The sequence below is a fragment of the Streptomyces sp. NPDC059247 genome (assembly GCF_042754005.1).
GTDB lineage: Bacteria > Actinomycetota > Actinomycetes > Streptomycetales > Streptomycetaceae > Streptomyces.
Genome location: NZ_JBHYZW010000004.1, coordinates 285,944 through 303,797, shown reverse-complemented (window position 1 = coordinate 303,797; position 17,854 = coordinate 285,944). Strand labels below are relative to the sequence as shown.

The 17,854-nt window shown below is 74.4% G+C and carries 10 protein-coding genes; 8 read left to right on the top strand and 2 right to left on the bottom strand.

The window, feature by feature from the left end; genetic code table 11:
• The first annotated feature begins 42 nt into the window (after positions 1 to 42).
• Positions 43 to 858 (top strand): hypothetical protein, encoded by an 816-nt coding sequence (locus tag ACFXGN_RS11220; RefSeq protein WP_384856475.1) that lies wholly within the window; start codon positions 43 to 45, stop codon positions 856 to 858.
• Positions 859 to 1,188: 330 nt separating this feature from the next.
• Here the strand turns inward: ACFXGN_RS11220 and ACFXGN_RS11215 are convergent, their stop codons facing one another.
• Entirely contained in the window at positions 1,189 to 1,374 is a 186-nt protein-coding gene (locus ACFXGN_RS11215) for a DUF6104 family protein (RefSeq protein WP_030207192.1), read from the bottom strand.
• Positions 1,375 to 1,468: 94 nt separating this feature from the next.
• On the opposite strand from ACFXGN_RS11215, the gene ACFXGN_RS11210 reads away from it, so the two are divergent.
• From ACFXGN_RS11210 to fxsT, 7 genes are all read left to right on the top strand, one after another.
• On the top strand, positions 1,469 to 2,116 hold the full coding sequence (locus tag ACFXGN_RS11210; RefSeq protein WP_384856472.1) for a CU044_2847 family protein: 648 nt from the start codon (positions 1,469 to 1,471) through the stop codon (positions 2,114 to 2,116).
• Positions 2,113 to 4,158, top strand: a complete 2,046-nt coding sequence (locus ACFXGN_RS11205; RefSeq protein WP_384856469.1) for a trypsin-like peptidase domain-containing protein — start codon at positions 2,113 to 2,115, stop codon at positions 4,156 to 4,158. The genes ACFXGN_RS11210 and ACFXGN_RS11205 overlap by 4 nt, the downstream gene beginning before the upstream one ends.
• A gap of 121 nt (positions 4,159 to 4,279) precedes the next feature.
• Positions 4,280 to 5,296, top strand: a complete 1,017-nt coding sequence (locus tag ACFXGN_RS11200) for an AAA family ATPase (protein WP_384856467.1) — start codon at positions 4,280 to 4,282, stop codon at positions 5,294 to 5,296.
• 7 nt (positions 5,297 to 5,303) lie between these two features.
• Entirely contained in the window at positions 5,304 to 8,480 is a 3,177-nt protein-coding gene (locus tag ACFXGN_RS11195; protein ID WP_384856464.1) for an SAV_2336 N-terminal domain-related protein, read from the top strand.
• A 114-nt stretch (positions 8,481 to 8,594) separates the two neighbouring features.
• Positions 8,595 to 8,804: a hypothetical protein gene (locus ACFXGN_RS11190; RefSeq protein ID WP_384856461.1), complete on the top strand. Its 210-nt coding sequence runs from the start codon at positions 8,595 to 8,597 to the stop codon at positions 8,802 to 8,804.
• Positions 8,805 to 9,380: 576 nt separating this feature from the next.
• The gene (locus ACFXGN_RS11185) at positions 9,381 to 10,661 is read left to right on the top strand and encodes an HEXXH motif domain-containing protein (protein ID WP_384856458.1); all 1,281 of its coding nucleotides are present in this window, start codon (positions 9,381 to 9,383) and stop codon (positions 10,659 to 10,661) included.
• 59 nt (positions 10,662 to 10,720) lie between these two features.
• A complete protein-coding gene (gene fxsT, locus ACFXGN_RS11180; RefSeq protein WP_384856455.1) occupies positions 10,721 to 13,738 on the top strand; it encodes an FxSxx-COOH system tetratricopeptide repeat protein in 3,018 nt (1,005 codons plus the stop codon).
• A 90-nt stretch (positions 13,739 to 13,828) separates the two neighbouring features.
• Here the strand turns inward: fxsT and ACFXGN_RS11175 are convergent, their stop codons facing one another.
• Complete coding sequence (locus ACFXGN_RS11175) at positions 13,829 to 17,626, bottom strand: multifunctional oxoglutarate decarboxylase/oxoglutarate dehydrogenase thiamine pyrophosphate-binding subunit/dihydrolipoyllysine-residue succinyltransferase subunit (protein WP_384856453.1); 3,798 nt, start codon at positions 17,624 to 17,626, stop codon at positions 13,829 to 13,831.
• Between the last annotated feature and the right edge of the window lie 228 nt (positions 17,627 to 17,854).

Genomic DNA, 17,854 nt, shown 5'->3' with positions numbered 1-17,854 from the left:
CATTAGCTGCCGTACGCGGACAAACTGTCTTAGCGTGGGTCCATGAACGCGACATCCGGACCGAGCCCCGCCGGGGCGCTGCTGCTCTGCCGTGCCGACCCGTCAGCGGTCCGCCCACCGGCCCAGCTGCTCCGCGAACGGCTTCTCCTCGCCCCCGCGGGCGACGACTGGAGCGTCCTCGTGCCGGAGGGCGGGCCCTGGCTCCGGGACGGGGAGTCCGTCGAGCAGGTCGTCACCGGCTGGTCCACCGCCCTCGCCGTCTCCGCCGCCGCCTGGCCGGTGGTCGCGCTCTGGTGGGACCGGGACCGGGCCGGACTCACCCTCGCCGCCGGGTTCCGCCGCACGGTCGGCTACACCTGGCTCGCGGACGGCACCCCCGTGGGCGAGGACGAGGCCATGCGCACCTTCGCCGACCGGCTCTCCCTCGACCCCGTCCTGGACGTCCAGGCCCTGGAGCCGCTCACCGGGCCCGACCCGGACGCCGACGCCGCCAGCCGTCTCCTCGGGGTCGTCGCCGTCCTCGGACGCGTCGGACTCGCCCTGCCCACCGGACTCCTCCCCGGCGAGAGCGCCGACCGGCTCCGTTCCGTGGCCCTCGCCGGGGGCGCCGAGCAGCTCGAATGGCCCGGCTGGCGGGACGCCGTGCGCGCGGAACTGGACGCGGTGGAGGAGGGCCCCCTCGGCCCGTACTTGCGCGGTCCCCGGGCCCGTGCGCTGGCCGGGGCCCAACTCGCGGCGGGAGTGCCGCTGCTGTGCTGGGGCGTCGGCCGCCGCAGCGGTGGCTGGACGACGGCCGGGGCGCTGCTCGTGGCACACGGCGCGCTGGGGCTGCTCTACGACCGGCTGCGGGAGAACTGAACGGGGCCGGAACCGCACCCGCCGAGCCGCGCCACCATCGCCGGGGCGGTCCACGCGCATGGGGGGCCTGCGGCTGAGCAGGGCGTCGACCAGGTCCGTCAGCGGGCGGGTTCCACGTACACGGGGACCCGCCCCGGTGGTCCACGCAGACGGAGCCGTGTCGCGCCGTCCGCCCGGACCGGTCACGCCGCCGGTGCCGTGCCGCGCCGACCGCGGGAAGCCCCGGTGACGCCGGTGGGCGGGGACACGCCCACGCGTACCCCCGCCCACCGCCACGCTCACGCGTACCCCCGCCCACGCGCGCGCGTGGCGCCGCGCGCCCGGCGCTTCCTACTCCTCGTCGTCCTCGTCGTCGTCCAGACGGGCCAGCCAGGTCGCGAGGCGCTCGACCGGCACCTCGAAGTCGGGGTTGAGGTCGACGAAGGTCCGCAACTGCTCGGCGAGCCACTCGAAGGTGACCTCCTCCTCGCCTCGCCGCTTCTCCAGTTCCTCGATGCCACGGTCGGTGAAGTACATGCGATCAGGATAGGCGCCCGTCCCCCGTCCTCTGTCGCCTGTCAGTCCCACCGACTAGCCTTCTCCATCATCGTTTCGTGGAGCGGGGGCCGCTGTGACGGACGGAATCGCCAGGGTTCGGCTGGACGACGGCACACCGGTGTGGGCCAGGGTCCGTGACGTGCAGGAACTCGGCCGGGGCGGCGGGTTCCAGGACACCGGTGTCAGGGACCGGGTGGTCTCGATGACCGGCGGGCTCACGGACGTGGTGCGCGGGGTGGTCGGCTCGCTGCGCGCCGGGCTCGAACCCAGGGGCCCGGTGGAGGTCGCCGTCAGCTTCGGCATCGAACTGTCGGCCCAGTCGGGCAAGGTCATCGGGGTCCTCGCCGACGGCTCCGGAACGGCCTCCGTGAACGTCTCCCTGACCTGGACCGAACCGGGCCGCACCACCGACCTCCCCGCCCCGGACGCCGGAGCCCTTCCCCCGGGTGCCCCGTCCGCCGAAGCCCCCGGTGCCGGGGCCCTGGCACCCGTCCCCCCGCCCGTCCCCGTCCCCCCGGCACCCGTCCCCCCGCCCGCCGCCGTATCAGTACCCCCCGCCCCGCACATCCCGCCCGCGCGTGCCGCCGTCGTGCCGCCCGCGCCGACCGTGCCCCCGACGCCCGCCGCGCCCCCCGCCGAAGCGCCGCCCGCGCCCCCGGCCGGTTCCGGCGCCCCGGAGAGAACCCCCGAAGGGGGGCCGACGGAAGACGGCACCGCATGAGCCCCTTCGACGCTCTCGTGCGCCCCGCTCTCGTGCGCATCGCCGCTCCCGGCGGCGGGTATGACCCCGGCGGCGACCGGTACTGGGGCACCGGCTTCTTCATCGCCCCCGGCTGGGTGCTGACCTGCGCCCATGTCGTGGCCGAGGGAGGAAGCGCGGTGTGGAGGAGCGAACCGGCCGTCGGCATCACCTGGGAGGACGGCAAGACCACCCGGGAGACCGTCGGCACCGTCGCGCTCGCCCTGCCCCGCCCCGAGCACCCCGACGCCCCGCCGGACCGGTGGCCCTTCCCCGACCTCGCGCTCGTCCGCGTCCCCGGCACGCAGAAGGCCTCGTGCGTACGGCTCAGCGAGCGCCCGCCCGCGCTGCCCACCCCCGTCGGACTGCACGGCTGGTCCCGCGAGACCGGCGAACTCGGCGTCCGGCACGTCCACGGCACCCTGAACGGCAGCGACGGGAAGGCCCTCCTCACCGACTGGGTCATGCCCGTCGAGGGCTGCTCTGGCGGCCCCGTCCTCGACCACCGGCAGGGCGCCGTCATCGGGCTCAACAAGGGCCGGGGACCCGACGGGGGCGCCGTCGTCCCCATCACCGCCCTGCGCAGACTGCACGACCTGCCCGGCGGCGAAGCGGTGGGCGAGGCCCTGCGCGCCCACGACCGGCACCACCTCGCCCGCTACCGCTCGCTGGACGACCGGCCCGACTGGACCCGCGCCCAGCGGCTGCTGCCCGCCTCACCGGGCCTCACCCCCGGACAGCGCACCCACCTCTACGGACACTTCGCCGACCTCCCCGCACCCACCGCGCCCGGCGAGATCCTCGACCTCGTCGACCAGGTCAAGGCCTGGATCAGGGAGGACGACCTGCCGGACGCCCTGGAGCACGACCCCCGCACCTGGAGCGAGGGCGCCGGACTCCTGCGCGGACTCCGCGCCCCCCGCAGGGACGGCGTCACCGACCTCGAACCGGACGCGGTGCTCCTGTACGCGGCCCATGTCGTCCGGCACGTCGGCGGCCGGTACGGGCCCCGGGCCGACACCGCCGGACTCACCCGCTGGATCATCGACGAGTCGGGCGACGCGGGCCGGTTCCTGCGCCGCGAGATCGACGGGCTCGTCAGCCCCGGCCGCCCCGCCCCCCTGTCCGTACGCGAACCACGCGCGCGTGCCGACGTCCTCCTGGAGATCGACACCCCCCGCTACGACCGCCGTTACCCGTGGCGGGTCAAACTGCTGCTCGACGGGGAGACCGTCAGCCCCCTCCACTGCGACGACCGGGGCGTCGAGCGGGCCCGACTCAGGGAGACCCTGCGCGAACCCCTCGCGGACGCCCTGCGGCGCGGCGACAGCGGACCCCACCTGGCTGCCGTGGAGGCCGTGCTCCCCCGCGAACTCTTCGACGAACCCCTCGACACCTGGCGCCTCGAACCGCCCCCCGGCCCCGACGACGCCTGGACGACGACTCTCGGCCAGCGCCGGATCGTCGTCATCCGGGACGCCCGCAGACACACCAGGGAACCCGCCCCCGAATGGCGCGAGCGCTGGGAGGCCGGGGAGCGCGGCCCGCTGCACGCCGCCCCGCTGCGCGCCGAAGCGCCCGGCGCGGGCCCCGACGCGCACACCGCGCGCGTCCGCCGGGAGACCTGGGCGGAGACGTACGACCGGCTCAGGGACGCGGCGGGCGGCACCGTCCCCGTCTACTGCGGCCCGGTCGGCAGCGGCGACGGACTCATGGCGATGAACGCGGCGCTGGCCGCCGGCCACCCGCTCGCGCTCTGGCGGACCGGCGCCCACGACCACACCGACTGCGCAGAGTTCCACGAGCGCGCCGACCGGCTGCTCACCGACGCCGCCACCGCCTGGGGAGTGCGCGGCCCGGTCCGCTCCCTGCGCACCCGGGCGACCGACCGGGCGGCCGGACCCGAGGCACGCGCCGCGTACGCCTGGGCGGAGAGCATCGCCGTCCTGCTCGACCCGCCCGACCGGCCGCCGCACGGCGGCCGACTGGAAGCCCCGCCCCTGCTCGGGGAGGGGGAGCAGTGACGGGAGCGGCCACCGGGACCGGACGCCCGCGATCCGTCCTGAAGGCCCGTCGGCAGCCGCCGCCTCCGGGCGGTACGTTCGACGGGCCCGGCAACGACACCACAGCCAGGAGGAGTCCATCGTGAACGATTGGCGGATCTACCGTGGCGCCGGTCTTCCGCACGACGAGATCCAGCGGCTGCCCGCCCCGCCGCCCTGGCGCGACTTCTCGACGGGCGGCGCCGACGACACCCTGGCCGGTGCCGACCGGCGGCTCGGCGTCCGGCGCAGGCTCGTCCAGAACCACCACCCCCGGCCCGCCGAGACCGACGCCGTCAACGCCGCCCTCTATCTGCGCCGCCCCCTGCTCGTCACCGGCAACCCCGGCACCGGCAAGTCCACCCTCGCGCACGCCGTCGCCCACGAACTGCGCCTCGGCCGGGTCCTGCGCTGGCCGATCGTCAGCCGTACGACCCTCCAGGACGGCCTCTACCGGTACGACGCCATCGGCCGCCTCCAGGACGTCCAGCTGGAACGCGCCCAGACCGGGGCGCCCGGCCCCACGGCCGCCACCCCCGCGGGCATCGGCTCGTACATCAGGCTGGGGCCGCTCGGAACCGCGCTGCTCCCCTCCGAGCAGCCCCGGGTGCTGCTCATCGACGAACTCGACAAGAGCGACCTCGACCTGCCGAACGACCTCCTGAACGCCCTGGAGGAAGGCGAGTTCGCCATTCCCGAGCTGGAAAGGATCGCGAACCGCGAACCCGTCGTCGAGGTGCTCAGCGACGACGGCCGCACGGTCCCCGTCTTCGGAGGCCGGGTCCGCTGCACCACCTTCCCCTTCATTGTCCTCACCTCCAACGGCGAACGGGACTTCCCCGCCGCCCTGCTGCGCCGCTGCATCCGGCTGGAACTCGAACCGCCCGGCGAGGAACAGGTCGGCGCGATGATCGAGGCGCACCTGGGCGGCGACACCGCCACCGGAGAGGCGGAACGGGGACTCGTCCAGCGCTTCCTCAACCGGGAACCCGGCGAGGTGATCGCCACCGACCAGCTCCTCAACGCCCTCTACCTGACCCAGCACGCCTCCCGCGCGGAACGGGTCACCAGGGAACGCATCGCCGACATGCTCATGCAGCCACTCGACCAGCCGAGGTGACGGTCGTATGCTCCGGACCCAGCTGGAGGAGCTGACCCGCAGACTTCGGGCCGCCGGCCAGGACCCCACCGCCGAGGACATCGCCGACGCCGTCTGGCTGTCCCGGTGGCTGCCCGGCCCTCCCCCCGGGGAACCGGAGGGCCCGGCGGCCCCGGCCGACCGCGCGGACCGGGCCGGACAGGAGGACCGGGAGGACCGGGAGGACACCGAGCGCCCCGCCGCCCCGGAGGACCCGGCCGACCGCGACCGTCCGGGCACCCCCGGCGACGGCCCGCCGGGCGGGCCCACCGGCACCGCGACCGCCACGCCCGCCCCCGGGGACACGCCCGCCCGTGACTCCGTGGGCCTCCACATGGCCACCGGCGCCGGGATCGTCCCCCGGCCCGCCGGAGCACCCGAGCGCGGCGCGACCCTGCCCGTCCGCGCCCCCGGAGCCAACGCCCTCCCCGGACTCCTCGGCCTCCAGAAGGCCCTGCGCCCCCTGCGCGACTACACCCTCGCCCCGCACCGGCCCGGCGAAGGCACCCTCGACGAGGAGGCCACCGCCGAACGCAGCGCCGCCGCAGGCGTCCTCACCCCCGTCATGCGTCCCGCCGCGGGCCGCCGCCCCGACATCCAGCTCCTCATGGACACCGGCCCCGCCATGGTCGTCTGGAGCCGGATGGTCGAGGAACTCCGCCAGGCCTGCCAGCAGTCCGGCGCCTTCCGGGACGTCCAGGTCCACCGCCTCCACGACACCGGCGAGGGACCCCCGCTCGTCACCACCACCTCCGGCGCCGACGGCCGCCCCCGGCTGCGCCCCGTCGACCAGCTCCACGACCCCACCGGCCGCCGCCTCACCCTGGTCGTCAGCGACTGCGTCGGACCCCTCTGGCAGAGCGGCGCCGCCCAGCGCTTCCTCCGCCAGTGGCCCCGCCGCTCCCCGCTCGCCCTCGTCCAGCCCCTGCCGCCGCGGCTGTGGCCCCGCACCGCGCTCCCCGCCGAACCCGGCACCTTCCAGCGCTCCGCCGTCCCCGGCGGCCACCCCGCCTTCCGCTCCGACGACGAACCCTGGGGACCCCCCGTCCCCGGCCGCCGGGCCGTCCCCGTGCTCACCCCCACCCCCGAGGCCTTCGCCTCCTGGACCCGCCTCCACACCGGACACGGCGGTGACGCGGTACGCGGCTGGGCCGCCTGGCTCGGACCCGAGCGGACCGCGCCCCGCACCCCCGGAACGCCCCGCGCCCCCCGCGCCGACGACGAACTCCTGCGCGCCTTCCGGGCCGGTGCCTCGCCCGGGGCGCTCCGGCTCGCCGTCCACCTCGCCGCCGCCCCGCTGACCCTGCCCGTCATGCAGCTCGTGCAGCGCGCCATGCTCCCCGACACCGGACCCATGGAACTGGCCGAAGTGCTCCTCAGCGGCCTCCTGCGACGGCTCCCGGGCCCCACCCCGTACCCCTGCTTCAGCTATCCGCCCGGCATCCAGCAGCACCTCCTCGGCTCGCTCGACCCCAGCGCCGCCGCCCTCGTCCTCAAGCACTGCTCCGCCTACGTGGAGCGCAACTTCGGCCAGGGCATGAGGAACTTCCCCGCCCTCGCAGCCGCCCGCCTCTCGGGCACGGAGACCGAGCCGGGCCCCGGCGACGGCGGGACCGGGCGCGCCGGACTCCCCGAGGAGACCGACGAACCCCTGGGCCCCGAGGGCGCCGAGACCGAACTGTTCGCCCGCATCCCCGCCCGCGTCCTCCGCTTCTACCACCCCGACCTGGTCACCCCCGACCCGCTCACCGAGGCCCGCCGCCTCCTCGCCCAGGGCCGGGGCCAGTCCGACCCCGCCCTGCTCGCCGGGGCCCGCGAGCGCGCCGAGGCGGCCCTCCCCGCCGAACCCGTCGAGGCCCGCATCGTCCTCGCCCGCGCCCTGTACGCCGAGGCGGGCACCGCCGCCGCCCGCCGCACCGGCCGCCGCCCCGCCCTCCTCGGCCGGGCCGCCGAAACCCTCGTACGCGCCGGGGAACTCGCCCGTACCGGCGAGGAGGCGTGGGCCGAGGCCCGTCTCGAACTCGCCGTCGTCCACCACGCCCTGTGGCGCGACACCCACGACCCCGGCCACCTCGACGCGGCCCTCACCGCCCTCGCCGGGGACGTCGCGCACTGGCCCGAGACCACCCGCCACACCCTCCACCTGCGGCGCGGCCGACTGCTCCTCGCCCGGGGCGACGGCGAGGCCGCCGCCGGGGAACTCGACGCCGCCCTCACCCTCCGCGAGAGCGCCGCCGCCTTCCTCGACCTCGCCGACGCCCTGCACCTCGCCGGGGCCGACCACGGGCGCGTCCGCCTCGCGCTCGACCGCGCCGAACCCCTCCTCGGCGACGGCCACGCCCTGCGGCTGCGCCTCACCACCGCCCGCGCCCGCCTGTACGACACCGAGGGCGACGGGACCGCCGCCGACGAGGCGTACGAGGAGGCCACCCTCCTCGCCCCCGACGACAGCGCGCAGCGCGGCCCGCTCCTGCTCACCTGGGGCGGATCGCTGCTGCGGCGGGCGGCGGCCGACACCGGAACGGCCCCCGTCGACCGGGCCGAGGGCGTGCTGCGCGAAGCCCTCACCCGGCTCCCCTCGGGAGCGCCCGAACGGGCCAGGGCGAGGACCCTGATCGGCAGCGTCCTCGCGCTCCGCTTCCACCGCGCCGGATTCCTGCCCGACCTCTTCGAGAGCCGCCACCTCCTCGAACAGGCCCTCCGGGGCACCGAAGACCCCGGCGAGCGGGCCGAGGTCTGGCTCCAACTGGGCCGGGTACGACTGGAACTGGCGGAGGTGGCCTGGGACGGGGCGATCGGCGATGCCCTCGCCGCGTACCGCAACGCGGCGGAGGAGTCCCGCGCCGCCCACGGCGACGACCCGGGCACGGTCACCGGCGCCCGCGCCCGGCACGCCCTGGGCGCGACCCTCTGGCTGATGGGCCGCCCCGGCCGGGCCAGGAAGGAACTGCTGACGGCGGCCGAACAGTGGCGGCGGCTCACCGGACGGCTCGTGGAGGTCGAACGGGCGGACGTGGAACGGACCAGGGCCCTGCTCGCGGAGGTGGAGGGCCTCCACGACCGGCCGAACGCCCACCCCGCCGAGGGGGACCGGCGGGGCGTCGCGCCGCCCTGGTGGACCTGGAGCGACACCGCCGGACGAGCGTCCGACGGAACGGCTGGATGACGGGGGCGCGAATGAGCGCAGTTGAATCGAATGGGTTTCCGGTCTACCCGCGTCGGGAAGAACCGCTGCGCCGCTACGACCGTGGGGGACAGCGTCGGTGAGGAGGAGCCGGGAGTGTTCGAGCGTACGGAGTGGGCGATCGGTGCCGGCCGTCATGCCGACCGCCATGCCGACCGGTCTCCGCATCGGCCCGATCTCGCCGCCGTCGACCTGCGGACCCTGCGGGTCATGGACGACGCCGTTCTCGGCGCGGCGGTCGAGAGAATACTGCGCGACCCCTCGGATCTGGTCGTCTCCTGGCCGGAGGACGCCCTCGCCGACTGACGGCCGAGCGGCCCGCGCCGCCCGGCCGACCCCCGTCCACGCTCCGACCGACCGGCGGAATCCAGCCGACTCCACCACCCCGGGCCCGCCCCTCACCCCCCACCCCGCGCACGACCCCTCCGACACGGGGCCGACGCGCCCTGCCGGACGCGCGCTCTCAGGGCCCTGCCTCCTCGGGCAGCCGGACTCCGGGCCCCGCCCCGCACCCCGCTTCCCACAGGCGGTCCCCGCACCCTGCGTCGGACGCGCGCTCTCCGGGCCTTGCCGCGGCGGCCCGCGTTCCCGGCTCTGCCCCGGACAGTCGGACTCCGGTTCGCGCGCCGCGCCCCGTCTCCCACAGCCGTCCTCCGAAGCCTGTTCTCGGCCGCCGGGGGTCCGCCCGGCGGCTCCCGCGCCCCCCGGCGGACACGTGCTCTCCGGGCCCCGCCTCGGCGGCCCGCGTTCCCGGCCCGGCCCCGGGCAGCCGGGCTCCGGGCCCCGCCTCGGCGGCCCGCGATCCCGCCCCCGCCCCCGACAGCCGGACTCCGCCCCCCTCCCCCCGCAGCCGCCTCCCCCGGTCCGGTCCGGGGGGCGGGAGTGATCGCCGCGCCGCCGCGGCCCGCCGCCTTCGCCGCGCTGGCCGCCACCCGGCCCGGCCCGGCGGGGACGGCCTTCCTGCGGTCCGGGATGCACGCCCGCCGCCTGCTGCTGCTCAAGGCCCTGCTCGTGCGGGTGCGGCGGCACCGCGACCGGATCGCCCCCGAGACCCTGCGCGGCTTCGAAGCCGCCTGGAACCTCCTCGAACGGACCGAGCGCGGCGCCCCCGGCGTGGTCCGCGCCGTCCTCGACTACCCGACCACCGGCGCCTGGCTCGCCGCCGCCCTCACCGCGCCCCCCGGGCCCGCGCTCGACCGGCACCTGGCCCATCTCGAACCGCTCGCCGCCACCGCCGCCGTACGCGCCGGACGCCCCCTCGACCTGGTGCTGCGGGCCCCCGGCGGAGTGCTCCCCCTGCCCGGCGCCGGGAACGTCCTGGTGCCCCCCGGCCCGGTCCGGCTGATCTCGCGCTCCCAGGTCGTACGGGTCCACTCCGAGGCGGCCCCCGGCGCCCCGGCCGCGCTCCTCAGGCCCGTCGGCCCCCCTGGCGGAGCCGTGACCGGCAGCGGCCCCGGCTGGCGCGGTCTGCGCGAACTCGCCGGGGGAGCCGCCCGCCTGGACGACCTCGACCCGTACCGGGCGCCTCCCGGCGGCGTGGGCACCCCGGCCAGGATCGCCGCCGAACGCCCCGACATCGACCACTCCGCCTGGTCCGGGCACTGGCGGGCCGCCCGGGAGCTGCTGCGGCGGACCGACCCGGCGCGGGCGGTGGAGATCGGCCGGACGGTCGGCGCGCTCGTACCGCTGCTCCCGCAGGGGCCCCGGGCCGTCGGCGCCACCCTGAGCGTCGCCCCCGGGGCCGTCCTCATGACCCCGTCCGCCGGTGCCTTCGACATGGCGGAGACCCTGGTGCACGAGCTGCACCACAGCAAGCTGTCCACCCTCCACGAACTGGTCCCGCTCTACCGGCCCGGCCGCGCCGCCGTGCTCTACCGGGTCGGCTGGCGCGCCGACGAGCGCCCGGTCTCCGGGGTCTTCCAGGGGGCCTACGCCCATCTGGCACTGGCCGATCTGTGGCGCAGGGCCCGGGACGCCCCCCGGGTGCCGGGGGCCTGGAGCACCCGGGCCGCGCAGCAGTTCGACCATGTCCACGATCAGGTGGGCGAAGCACTGGCGATGCTGCTTGAATCCGATGAACTGACCAATGAGGGCCGGGAGTTCGCCCGACACATGCGGCAGCTCCATGCGAGCCTCGGCGCGAGTCCCGGGGCCCGTGGGTGACACTGTGCCCACGACACATGACACTGCGTTGCGCGCGAGCGGGACGGGAGACGTAACAGATGGCGGAACAGCGGTCGGGCGGGGGCCCGGAGGGCCACGGAGGCAGGATCAGCTTCGAACACGTCCTGGTGGTCTTCCCCGGATACCACCGGCCGTGGGCGGCCTGGATCAACCAGCGCCTGGACACCCACGGCGTACGCGCCACCCTCCAGCGCTGGGACCCGCCCCGCGAGGTCCCCCTGGAGGACTCGCTCGGGGACCTGCTGCTCGCCCGGGGCCAGGTCCTCCTCGTCCTCAACGACTGGTTCTTCGAGCTGGGCCCCCGGCCCGCGGGGGAGTGGAACGACGTCCTGCGCGGCTTCGTCGCCGCCCACGCCGACCGCTTCGCCGCCGTCAACCTCACCAACCGCCCGCTCCTCCCGGCCACCGCCGTCCTCGAACCGGTCAGCCTCTGGGGCGTCGGCGAGGAGGAGGCCGAAGCCCGCCTCCTCAGCAGGCTCGGCATCGAGCCCCGCCGAGGGGGCCGCCGCATCCCGCCCGGCGCCCTCGTCCGCTACCCCGACACCCCGCCCGAGATCTGGGGCGAGGTCCCCCGCCGCAACCCCCGCTTCACCGGCCGCGACGACCTCCTCACCGATCTCCAGGAACGGCTCATGGACGCCGAGCGCGGCAACGCCGCGTGCACCCTCCTCGGCATGTCCGGCATCGGCAAGACCCAGATCGCCGCCGAGTACGCCCACCGCTTCGGCCCCGACTACGACGCCGTCTGGTGGGTCAGCTCCGACGACCGCAACGTCCAGCGCGACCGCCTCGGCGAACTCGCCGTCGAACTCCGCCTCCCCGTCGGCAACGAACCCGGCGAACGCATCCGCGCCGTCCGCGAGGCCCTGCGCCGCGGCGACCCGCACGGACGCTGGCTCGTCGTCTTCGACGGCTGGGACGACACCGACGGCATCGACGTCATGCTCCCGCAGGGCCCCGGCCACGTCCTCATCACCTCCCGCAACCGGGGCTGGCGCGAGCACACCGACGTCCTGGAGATCCCCAGCTTCGACCGCGCCGAGTCCACCGGCTATCTGATGCGCCGCGCCCCGCAGCTCGACGCCGCCGAAGCCGACGAGGTCGCCGCCGAATTCGGAGACGTACCCCTGCCGCTCGTCCAGGCCGCCGCCTGGCTCGGCGAGTCCGGCATGGACGCGCCCGAGTACCTGCGCATGGTCCGCGAGGGACGCCTCTCCACCGTCGACGACCCCATGACGGGCGACGGAATGCCCAGCGCCTCCCTCACCTCCTGGTCGATACTGATCAACCGGCTCCGCCGCGCCCAGCCCCAGGCCATCGACATCCTCAGCCTGTGCGCCAGCTTCGCCCCCGGCCGCATCCCCCTCGGCATCGTCCGCGCCTACCCGCAGGCCCAACTGCCCGAGGACCTGCGCTGGATGGCCACCGACCTGCCCGCCTGGACCCGGGCCCTCGACACCCTCGTCAACTACTCGGTGCTCACCCGCGAGACCCGCGGCCCCATGACCACCGACGAGATCGGCCCGCACCAGGAGTCGATCCACATGCACCGGCTGGTGCACGACATCGTCGCCCGCCTCACCGACGGGGAGCACCGCGACGCCCACCGCAGGGCCGTCCGCGCCCTCCTCGCCGAGGCCGACCCCGGCAACCCCACCGACAGCAGGCAGTGGCCCCGCTACTCCGAACTCCTCCCGCACCTGGAACCGTCCGGAGCGCTCCGCTCCACCGACCCGCGCATCCAGGTCGCCGTCCTCAACTGCCTGCGCTTCTGCGACCGCAGCGGCGAGTACAAGGCGGGCATCCGGCTCGCGGGCCGCATCCGCGACGAGTGGACGGCCTTCATGGAGCCGCTCGCCCCGCACATGCAGGAACTCGCCACCCTCGAAGGCGACATCCTCCGCCGCTACGGGCGTTTCCGCGAGGCGTACGACCTCGACGTCGCCCAGCGCGAACGGCTGGCCGCCGCCGGGACCACCGACCGGCTCGGCGAACTGCAGACCAAGGTCTCCCTCGCGCGCGACCTGCGCTTCCTCGGCCAGTACAAGGAGTCGGAGAGGCTCCAGCGGGAGTCCCTCGCCGAGGCCCGGAGCCTGCTGGGCGAGACCCAGTTCCTCACCCTCGTCGCCCGCCACAACCTCGGCGTGGTCCTGCGGATGCTCGGCCGCTACCAGGAGGCGTACGAGCAGGACGCCGACACCCTCGCCCGCTGCGAGAGCGTCCTGCGCCCCCACCACGCCTCGACGCTCAACTCCAACAACGCCGTCGCCCAGGACCTGCGGCTGCTCGGCCGCTACCGGGAGGCCCTCGGCCGCCAGGAGGCCAACGTCCGGCTGCACGTCAAGATCCTCGGACCGCAGCACCTCCACACCCTGTACGCGCGCAGCCAACTGGCCCTCTGCCGCCGCAGGGAGGGCGGCCAGCAGGACATCGGCGCCATGATGGCCGGGGTCCTGGAACACCTGGAGCAGGCCTACGGCCGCGACCACTACGTGACGCTCTCCGCCGTCACCAACTACGCCAACTTCCTGCGCGAGCACGGCGACCTCGACCTCGCCAGAGAACTCATCACCGAGGCGGAGGCCGGCTACCGGGCCCTCCTCGGGCCCGCCCACCCCGTCTCCACCGGCGTCCTCGCCAACACCGCCCTGGTCATGCAGGCGTCGGGCGAGCGGGCCTCGGCCCTGACCATGCTGGAGTCCGCGCTCGCCGGACTCAGCGTCACGCTCGGCCCCGACCACCCCTGGGTGCTCGGCTGCGCCCTCAACGCCACCGCGGCCCGCAACTTCAACGGCAGGGTCGTCGAGGCCGCCGAGCTGAGCCGCGACACCCTGCGCAGGGCCCGGCGCGCCCTCGGCGGCGAGCACCCCCTGACGCTCTCCTGCCAGATCTCGCTCGCCACCGACCTGCGGGGGCTGCGCGAGACCGAGGAGGCCGGGAAGCTGGAGGAGGACGCCCTGCTCTCCCTCACCAGGACCCTCGGCGCCCAGCACCCGCACACCCTGTCCGCCCGCCAGCGCAACCGCCCCTACTGGGACTTCGAGGCCAACCTCTGAGCCCGTCGGGAGAACGCCGGAGGCCCGGCACCCCTCGGGGTACCGGGCCTCTTGCCGTTCCCGTGCGCGGACGCGTACGGGAACGGCCGGTCAGGCGTCGAAGACCTCGCTGACCAGCTGGGCCTGCTCCGCCTGGTGGCGCTTGGCCGAGCCGACCGCCGGGGAGGAGGAGTGCGGACGGGAGATCCGGCGCAGGCGCTCGCCCGCCGGGATGTCCGCGCCGACCGCCAGGTCGAGGTGGTCGATCAGGTTGAGCGCGATGAACGGCCAGGCACCCTGGTTCGCCGGCTCCTCCTGGGCCCAGATGTACTTCGCCGCGTTCGGGTACTTGGCGATCTCGGCCTGGAGCTCGGCCCCCGGCAGCGGGTACAGGCGCTCCAGCCGGATGATCGCGGTCTCCTTGTCGCCGCGCTTCTGGCGCTCGGCCTCCAGGTCGTAGTAGACCTTTCCGGCGCAGAAGACGACCTTGCGGACGTCGGCCGGGTCGACCGTGCTGTCGCCGATCACCGGGCGGAAGCCGCCGGTGGTGAACTCCTCCACCTTGGACGCCGCCGCCTTCAGACGCAGCATCGACTTCGGGGTGAAGACGATGAGCGGCTTGTGGTGCGGGTTGTGGACCTGCCAGCGCAGCAGGTGGAAGTAGTTCGACGGCAGCGTCGGCATGGCGACCGTCATGTTGTCCTGGGCGCACATCTGGAGGAAGCGCTCCGGGCGCGCGGACGAGTGGTCCGGGCCCTGGCCCTCGTAGCCGTGCGGCAGGAGCAGCGTGACGCCGGAGGTCTGGCCCCACTTCTGCTCGGCCGAGGAGATGAACTCGTCGACGACGGTCTGCGCGCCGTTGACGAAGTCACCGAACTGGGCCTCCCAGACGACCAGGGAGTCCGGACGGGCCAGCGAGTAGCCGTACTCGAAGCCCATCGCCGCGTACTCGCTGAGCAGCGAGTCGTAGACGTTGTAGTGGGCCTGGTCCTCGGTCAGGTAGAGCAGCGGGGTGAAGTCCTCGCCGGTCTCCTGGTCCACCAGGACCGCGTGGCGCTGGCCGAAGGTGCCGCGGCGCGTGTCCTGGCCGGAGAGCCGGACCGGGGTGCCCTCCATCAGCAGGGAGCCGATGGCGAGGGTCTCGCCGAAGCCCCAGTCGATGGTGCCGTCGTCGACGGAGGCGGTACGGCGCTGCATCTGCGGGAGCAGACGCGGGTGGACCGTGATCCGCTCCGGGATGTTGACCTGCGACTCGGCGATCCGCTTCACGACCTCCTGGGAGACCGCGGTGGTCACGGCGACCGGGAACTCGGCGCGCGCGTCCGGGACGTGCGTCGGGGACGGGGCGGCGGTGGCCTCGCGGACCTCCGCGAACACCTTCTCCAACTGGCCCTGGAAGTCCTGGAGCGACTGCTCCGCCTCTTCCAGGGTGATGTCGCCGCGACCGATGAGCGACTCGGTGTACAGCTTGCGCACCGAACGCTTCTTGTCGATCAGGTTGTACATCTGCGGGTTGGTGAACGAGGGGTTGTCGCCCTCGTTGTGACCGCGGCGGCGGTAGCAGATGAGGTCGATCACGACGTCCTTGTTGAACGTCTGACGGAACTCGAAGGCGAGCCGCGCGACGCGGACCACGGCCTCCGGGTCGTCGCCGTTCACATGGAAGATCGGCGCCTCGATCATGCGGGCCACGTCGGTCGCGTACATCGAGGAACGCGAGGACTCCGGGGCGGCGGTGAAGCCGACCTGGTTGTTGATGACGATGTGGACCGTGCCGCCGGTGCGGTAGCCCCGCAGCTGCGACATGTTCAGCGTCTCGGCGACGACGCCCTGGCCCGCGAAGGCCGCGTCGCCGTGGAGGGCGACGGGCAGGACGGTGAAGTCCGTGCCGCCCTTGTTGATGACGTCCTGCTTGGCGCGGACGATGCCTTCCAGGACCGGGTCGACCGCCTCCAGGTGCGAGGGGTTCGCGGCGAGGGAGACCTTGATCTGCTCGCCGTCGAGGCCGGTGAAGGTGCCCTCGGCGCCCAGGTGGTACTTGACGTCGCCGGAGCCGTGCATCGACTTCGGGTCGAGGTTGCCCTCGAACTCGCGGAAGATCTGCGCGTACGACTTGCCGACGATGTTCGCCAGGACGTTCAGCCGGCCGCGGTGGGCCATGCCGATGACGACCTCGTCGAGGCGCGACTCGGCGGCCGAGTCGATGACCGCGTCGAGCAGCGGGATGACGGACTCGCCGCCCTCCAGGGAGAAGCGCTTCTGGCCGACGTACTTGGTCTGCAGGAAGGTCTCGAAGGCCTCCGCCGCGTTCAGCCTGCGCAGGATCCGGAGCTGCTCCTCGCGCTCCACGCGGGAGTGCGGGCGCTCGACGCGGTCCTGGATCCACTTGCGCTGCTTCGGGTCCTGGATGTGCATGAACTCGACGCCGGTGGTGCGGCAGTACGAGTCACGGAGCACGCCGAGGATCTCGCGGAGCTTCATCATCGACTTGCCGGCGAAGCCGCCGACCGCGAACTCGCGCTCCAGGTCCCACAGGGTGAGGCCGTGCTCGGTGATGTCCAGGTCGGGGTGCTTGCGCTGCTTGTACTCCAGCGGGTCGGTGTCGGCCATGACGTGGCCGCGGACCCGGTAGGAGTGGATCAGCTCGAAGACCCGCGCGGCCTTGGTGACGTCGTCGTCGTGCGAGGCGTCGATGTCCTTGAGCCAGCGGACCGGCTCGTAGGGGATGCGCAGGGCCTTGAAGATCTCGTCGTAGAAGCCCTCCTCGCCGAGGAGGAGGTTCGCGACGACGCGCAGGAACTCGCCGGAGGCGGCGCCCTGGATCACGCGGTGGTCGTACGTCGAGGTCAGGGTCATGACCTTCGCGATGCCCAGCTTGTTCAGGGTGTCCTGGGAGGTGCCCTGGAACTCGGCCGGGTAGTCCATCGAGCCGACGCCCATGATGACCGACTGTCCGGGCATCAGACGCGGCACGGAGTGGACGGTGCCGAGGCCGCCGGGGTTGGTCAGGGAGACCGTGACGCCGGTGAAGTCGTCCATCGTCAGCTTGCCCACGCGGGCCCGCTTCACGATGTCCTCGTACGCCTGCCAGAACTCGAAGAAGTTGAGCGTCTCGGCCTTCTTGATGCCCGCGACGACGAGCTGGCGGTCGCCGTTGGGCTTCACCAGGTCGATCGCGAGACCGAAGTTCACGTGCTCCGGCTTGACCAGGGTCGGCTTGCCGTCCTTCTCCGCGAAGGAGTGGTTCATCGACGGCATGGCCTTGATCGCCTGCACCATCGCGTAGCCGATCAGGTGCGTGAAGGAGATCTTCCCGCCCCGGGCGCGCTTCAGGTGGTTGTTGATCACGATCCGGTTGTCGAAGAGCAGCTTCACCGGGACGGCGCGGACGGACGTGGCCGTCGGCACCTCCAGGGAGGCGTTCATGTTCTTCGCGACCGCGGCGGCGGGGCCGCGCAGCGTGATCAGCTCGGGCCCCGAGGGAGCCTGAGCGGCCGACTGCGCGGGGGCCGCCTTGACGGCGTCCGGAGCGGCGGCGGGCTTCACGGCGACCGGCGCGGGCGCCGGAGCGGGCTTCACGGGAGCCGGGGCGGGTGCCGCGACCGGAGCGGGCGCGGGAGCCGGTACGGCCGCCGGAGCGGCAGGCGCGGCCTGTGCGGGGCCCGTCTGCGGCGCGGCGGGGGCGCTCGGCGTGGTGGCGGCCGGGGCGGTCGGGGTCTCCGACGTGCCCGGCTTGTAGTCGGCGAAGAAGTCCCACCAGGCACGATCGACCGAATTCGGGTCCTGGAGGTACTGCTGGTAGATCTCGTCGACGAGCCACTCATTGGCGCCGAAGGCGGTCGCAGGGTTCTGGCCCTGCCCGTCTTGGGCGGTCGGGGAGCTCGGGGTACTGGGGGACTGAGACGACACGGCGGCAACCGCCCTCTTCCGCTTCACAAGGTGATGGACAGCGGAAATAAAGGCTACGCCTGTCCGGCCTGGAGGTGCAGGCCGGGCGCTCCAACGTCGCGCAAGTCACACTCGACGCGGTGTTTCGGAGCCGGGAATGGCGGGAAACAAACGTGGTTCCGCTGCGTCAGGGTACGGAAAAGCCCGAGCGCGACCCCGTTTCGGCCGCCCCCGAGCACACCTCCTGCT

Bases quoted from the DNA above. Each gene is read 5' to 3' on its own strand.
- ACFXGN_RS11220 (WP_384856475.1), top strand. From the start codon at position 43: ATGAACGCGACATCCGGACCGAGCCCCGCCGGGGCGCTGCTGCTCTGC.
- ACFXGN_RS11215 (WP_030207192.1), bottom strand. From the start codon at position 1,374: ATGTACTTCACCGACCGTGGCATCGAGGAACTGGAGAAGCGGCGAGGC.
- ACFXGN_RS11205 (WP_384856469.1), top strand. From the start codon at position 2,113: ATGAGCCCCTTCGACGCTCTCGTGCGCCCCGCTCTCGTGCGCATCGCC.
- ACFXGN_RS11195 (WP_384856464.1), top strand. From the start codon at position 5,304: ATGCTCCGGACCCAGCTGGAGGAGCTGACCCGCAGACTTCGGGCCGCC.
- fxsT (WP_384856455.1), top strand. From the start codon at position 10,721: ATGGCGGAACAGCGGTCGGGCGGGGGCCCGGAGGGCCACGGAGGCAGG.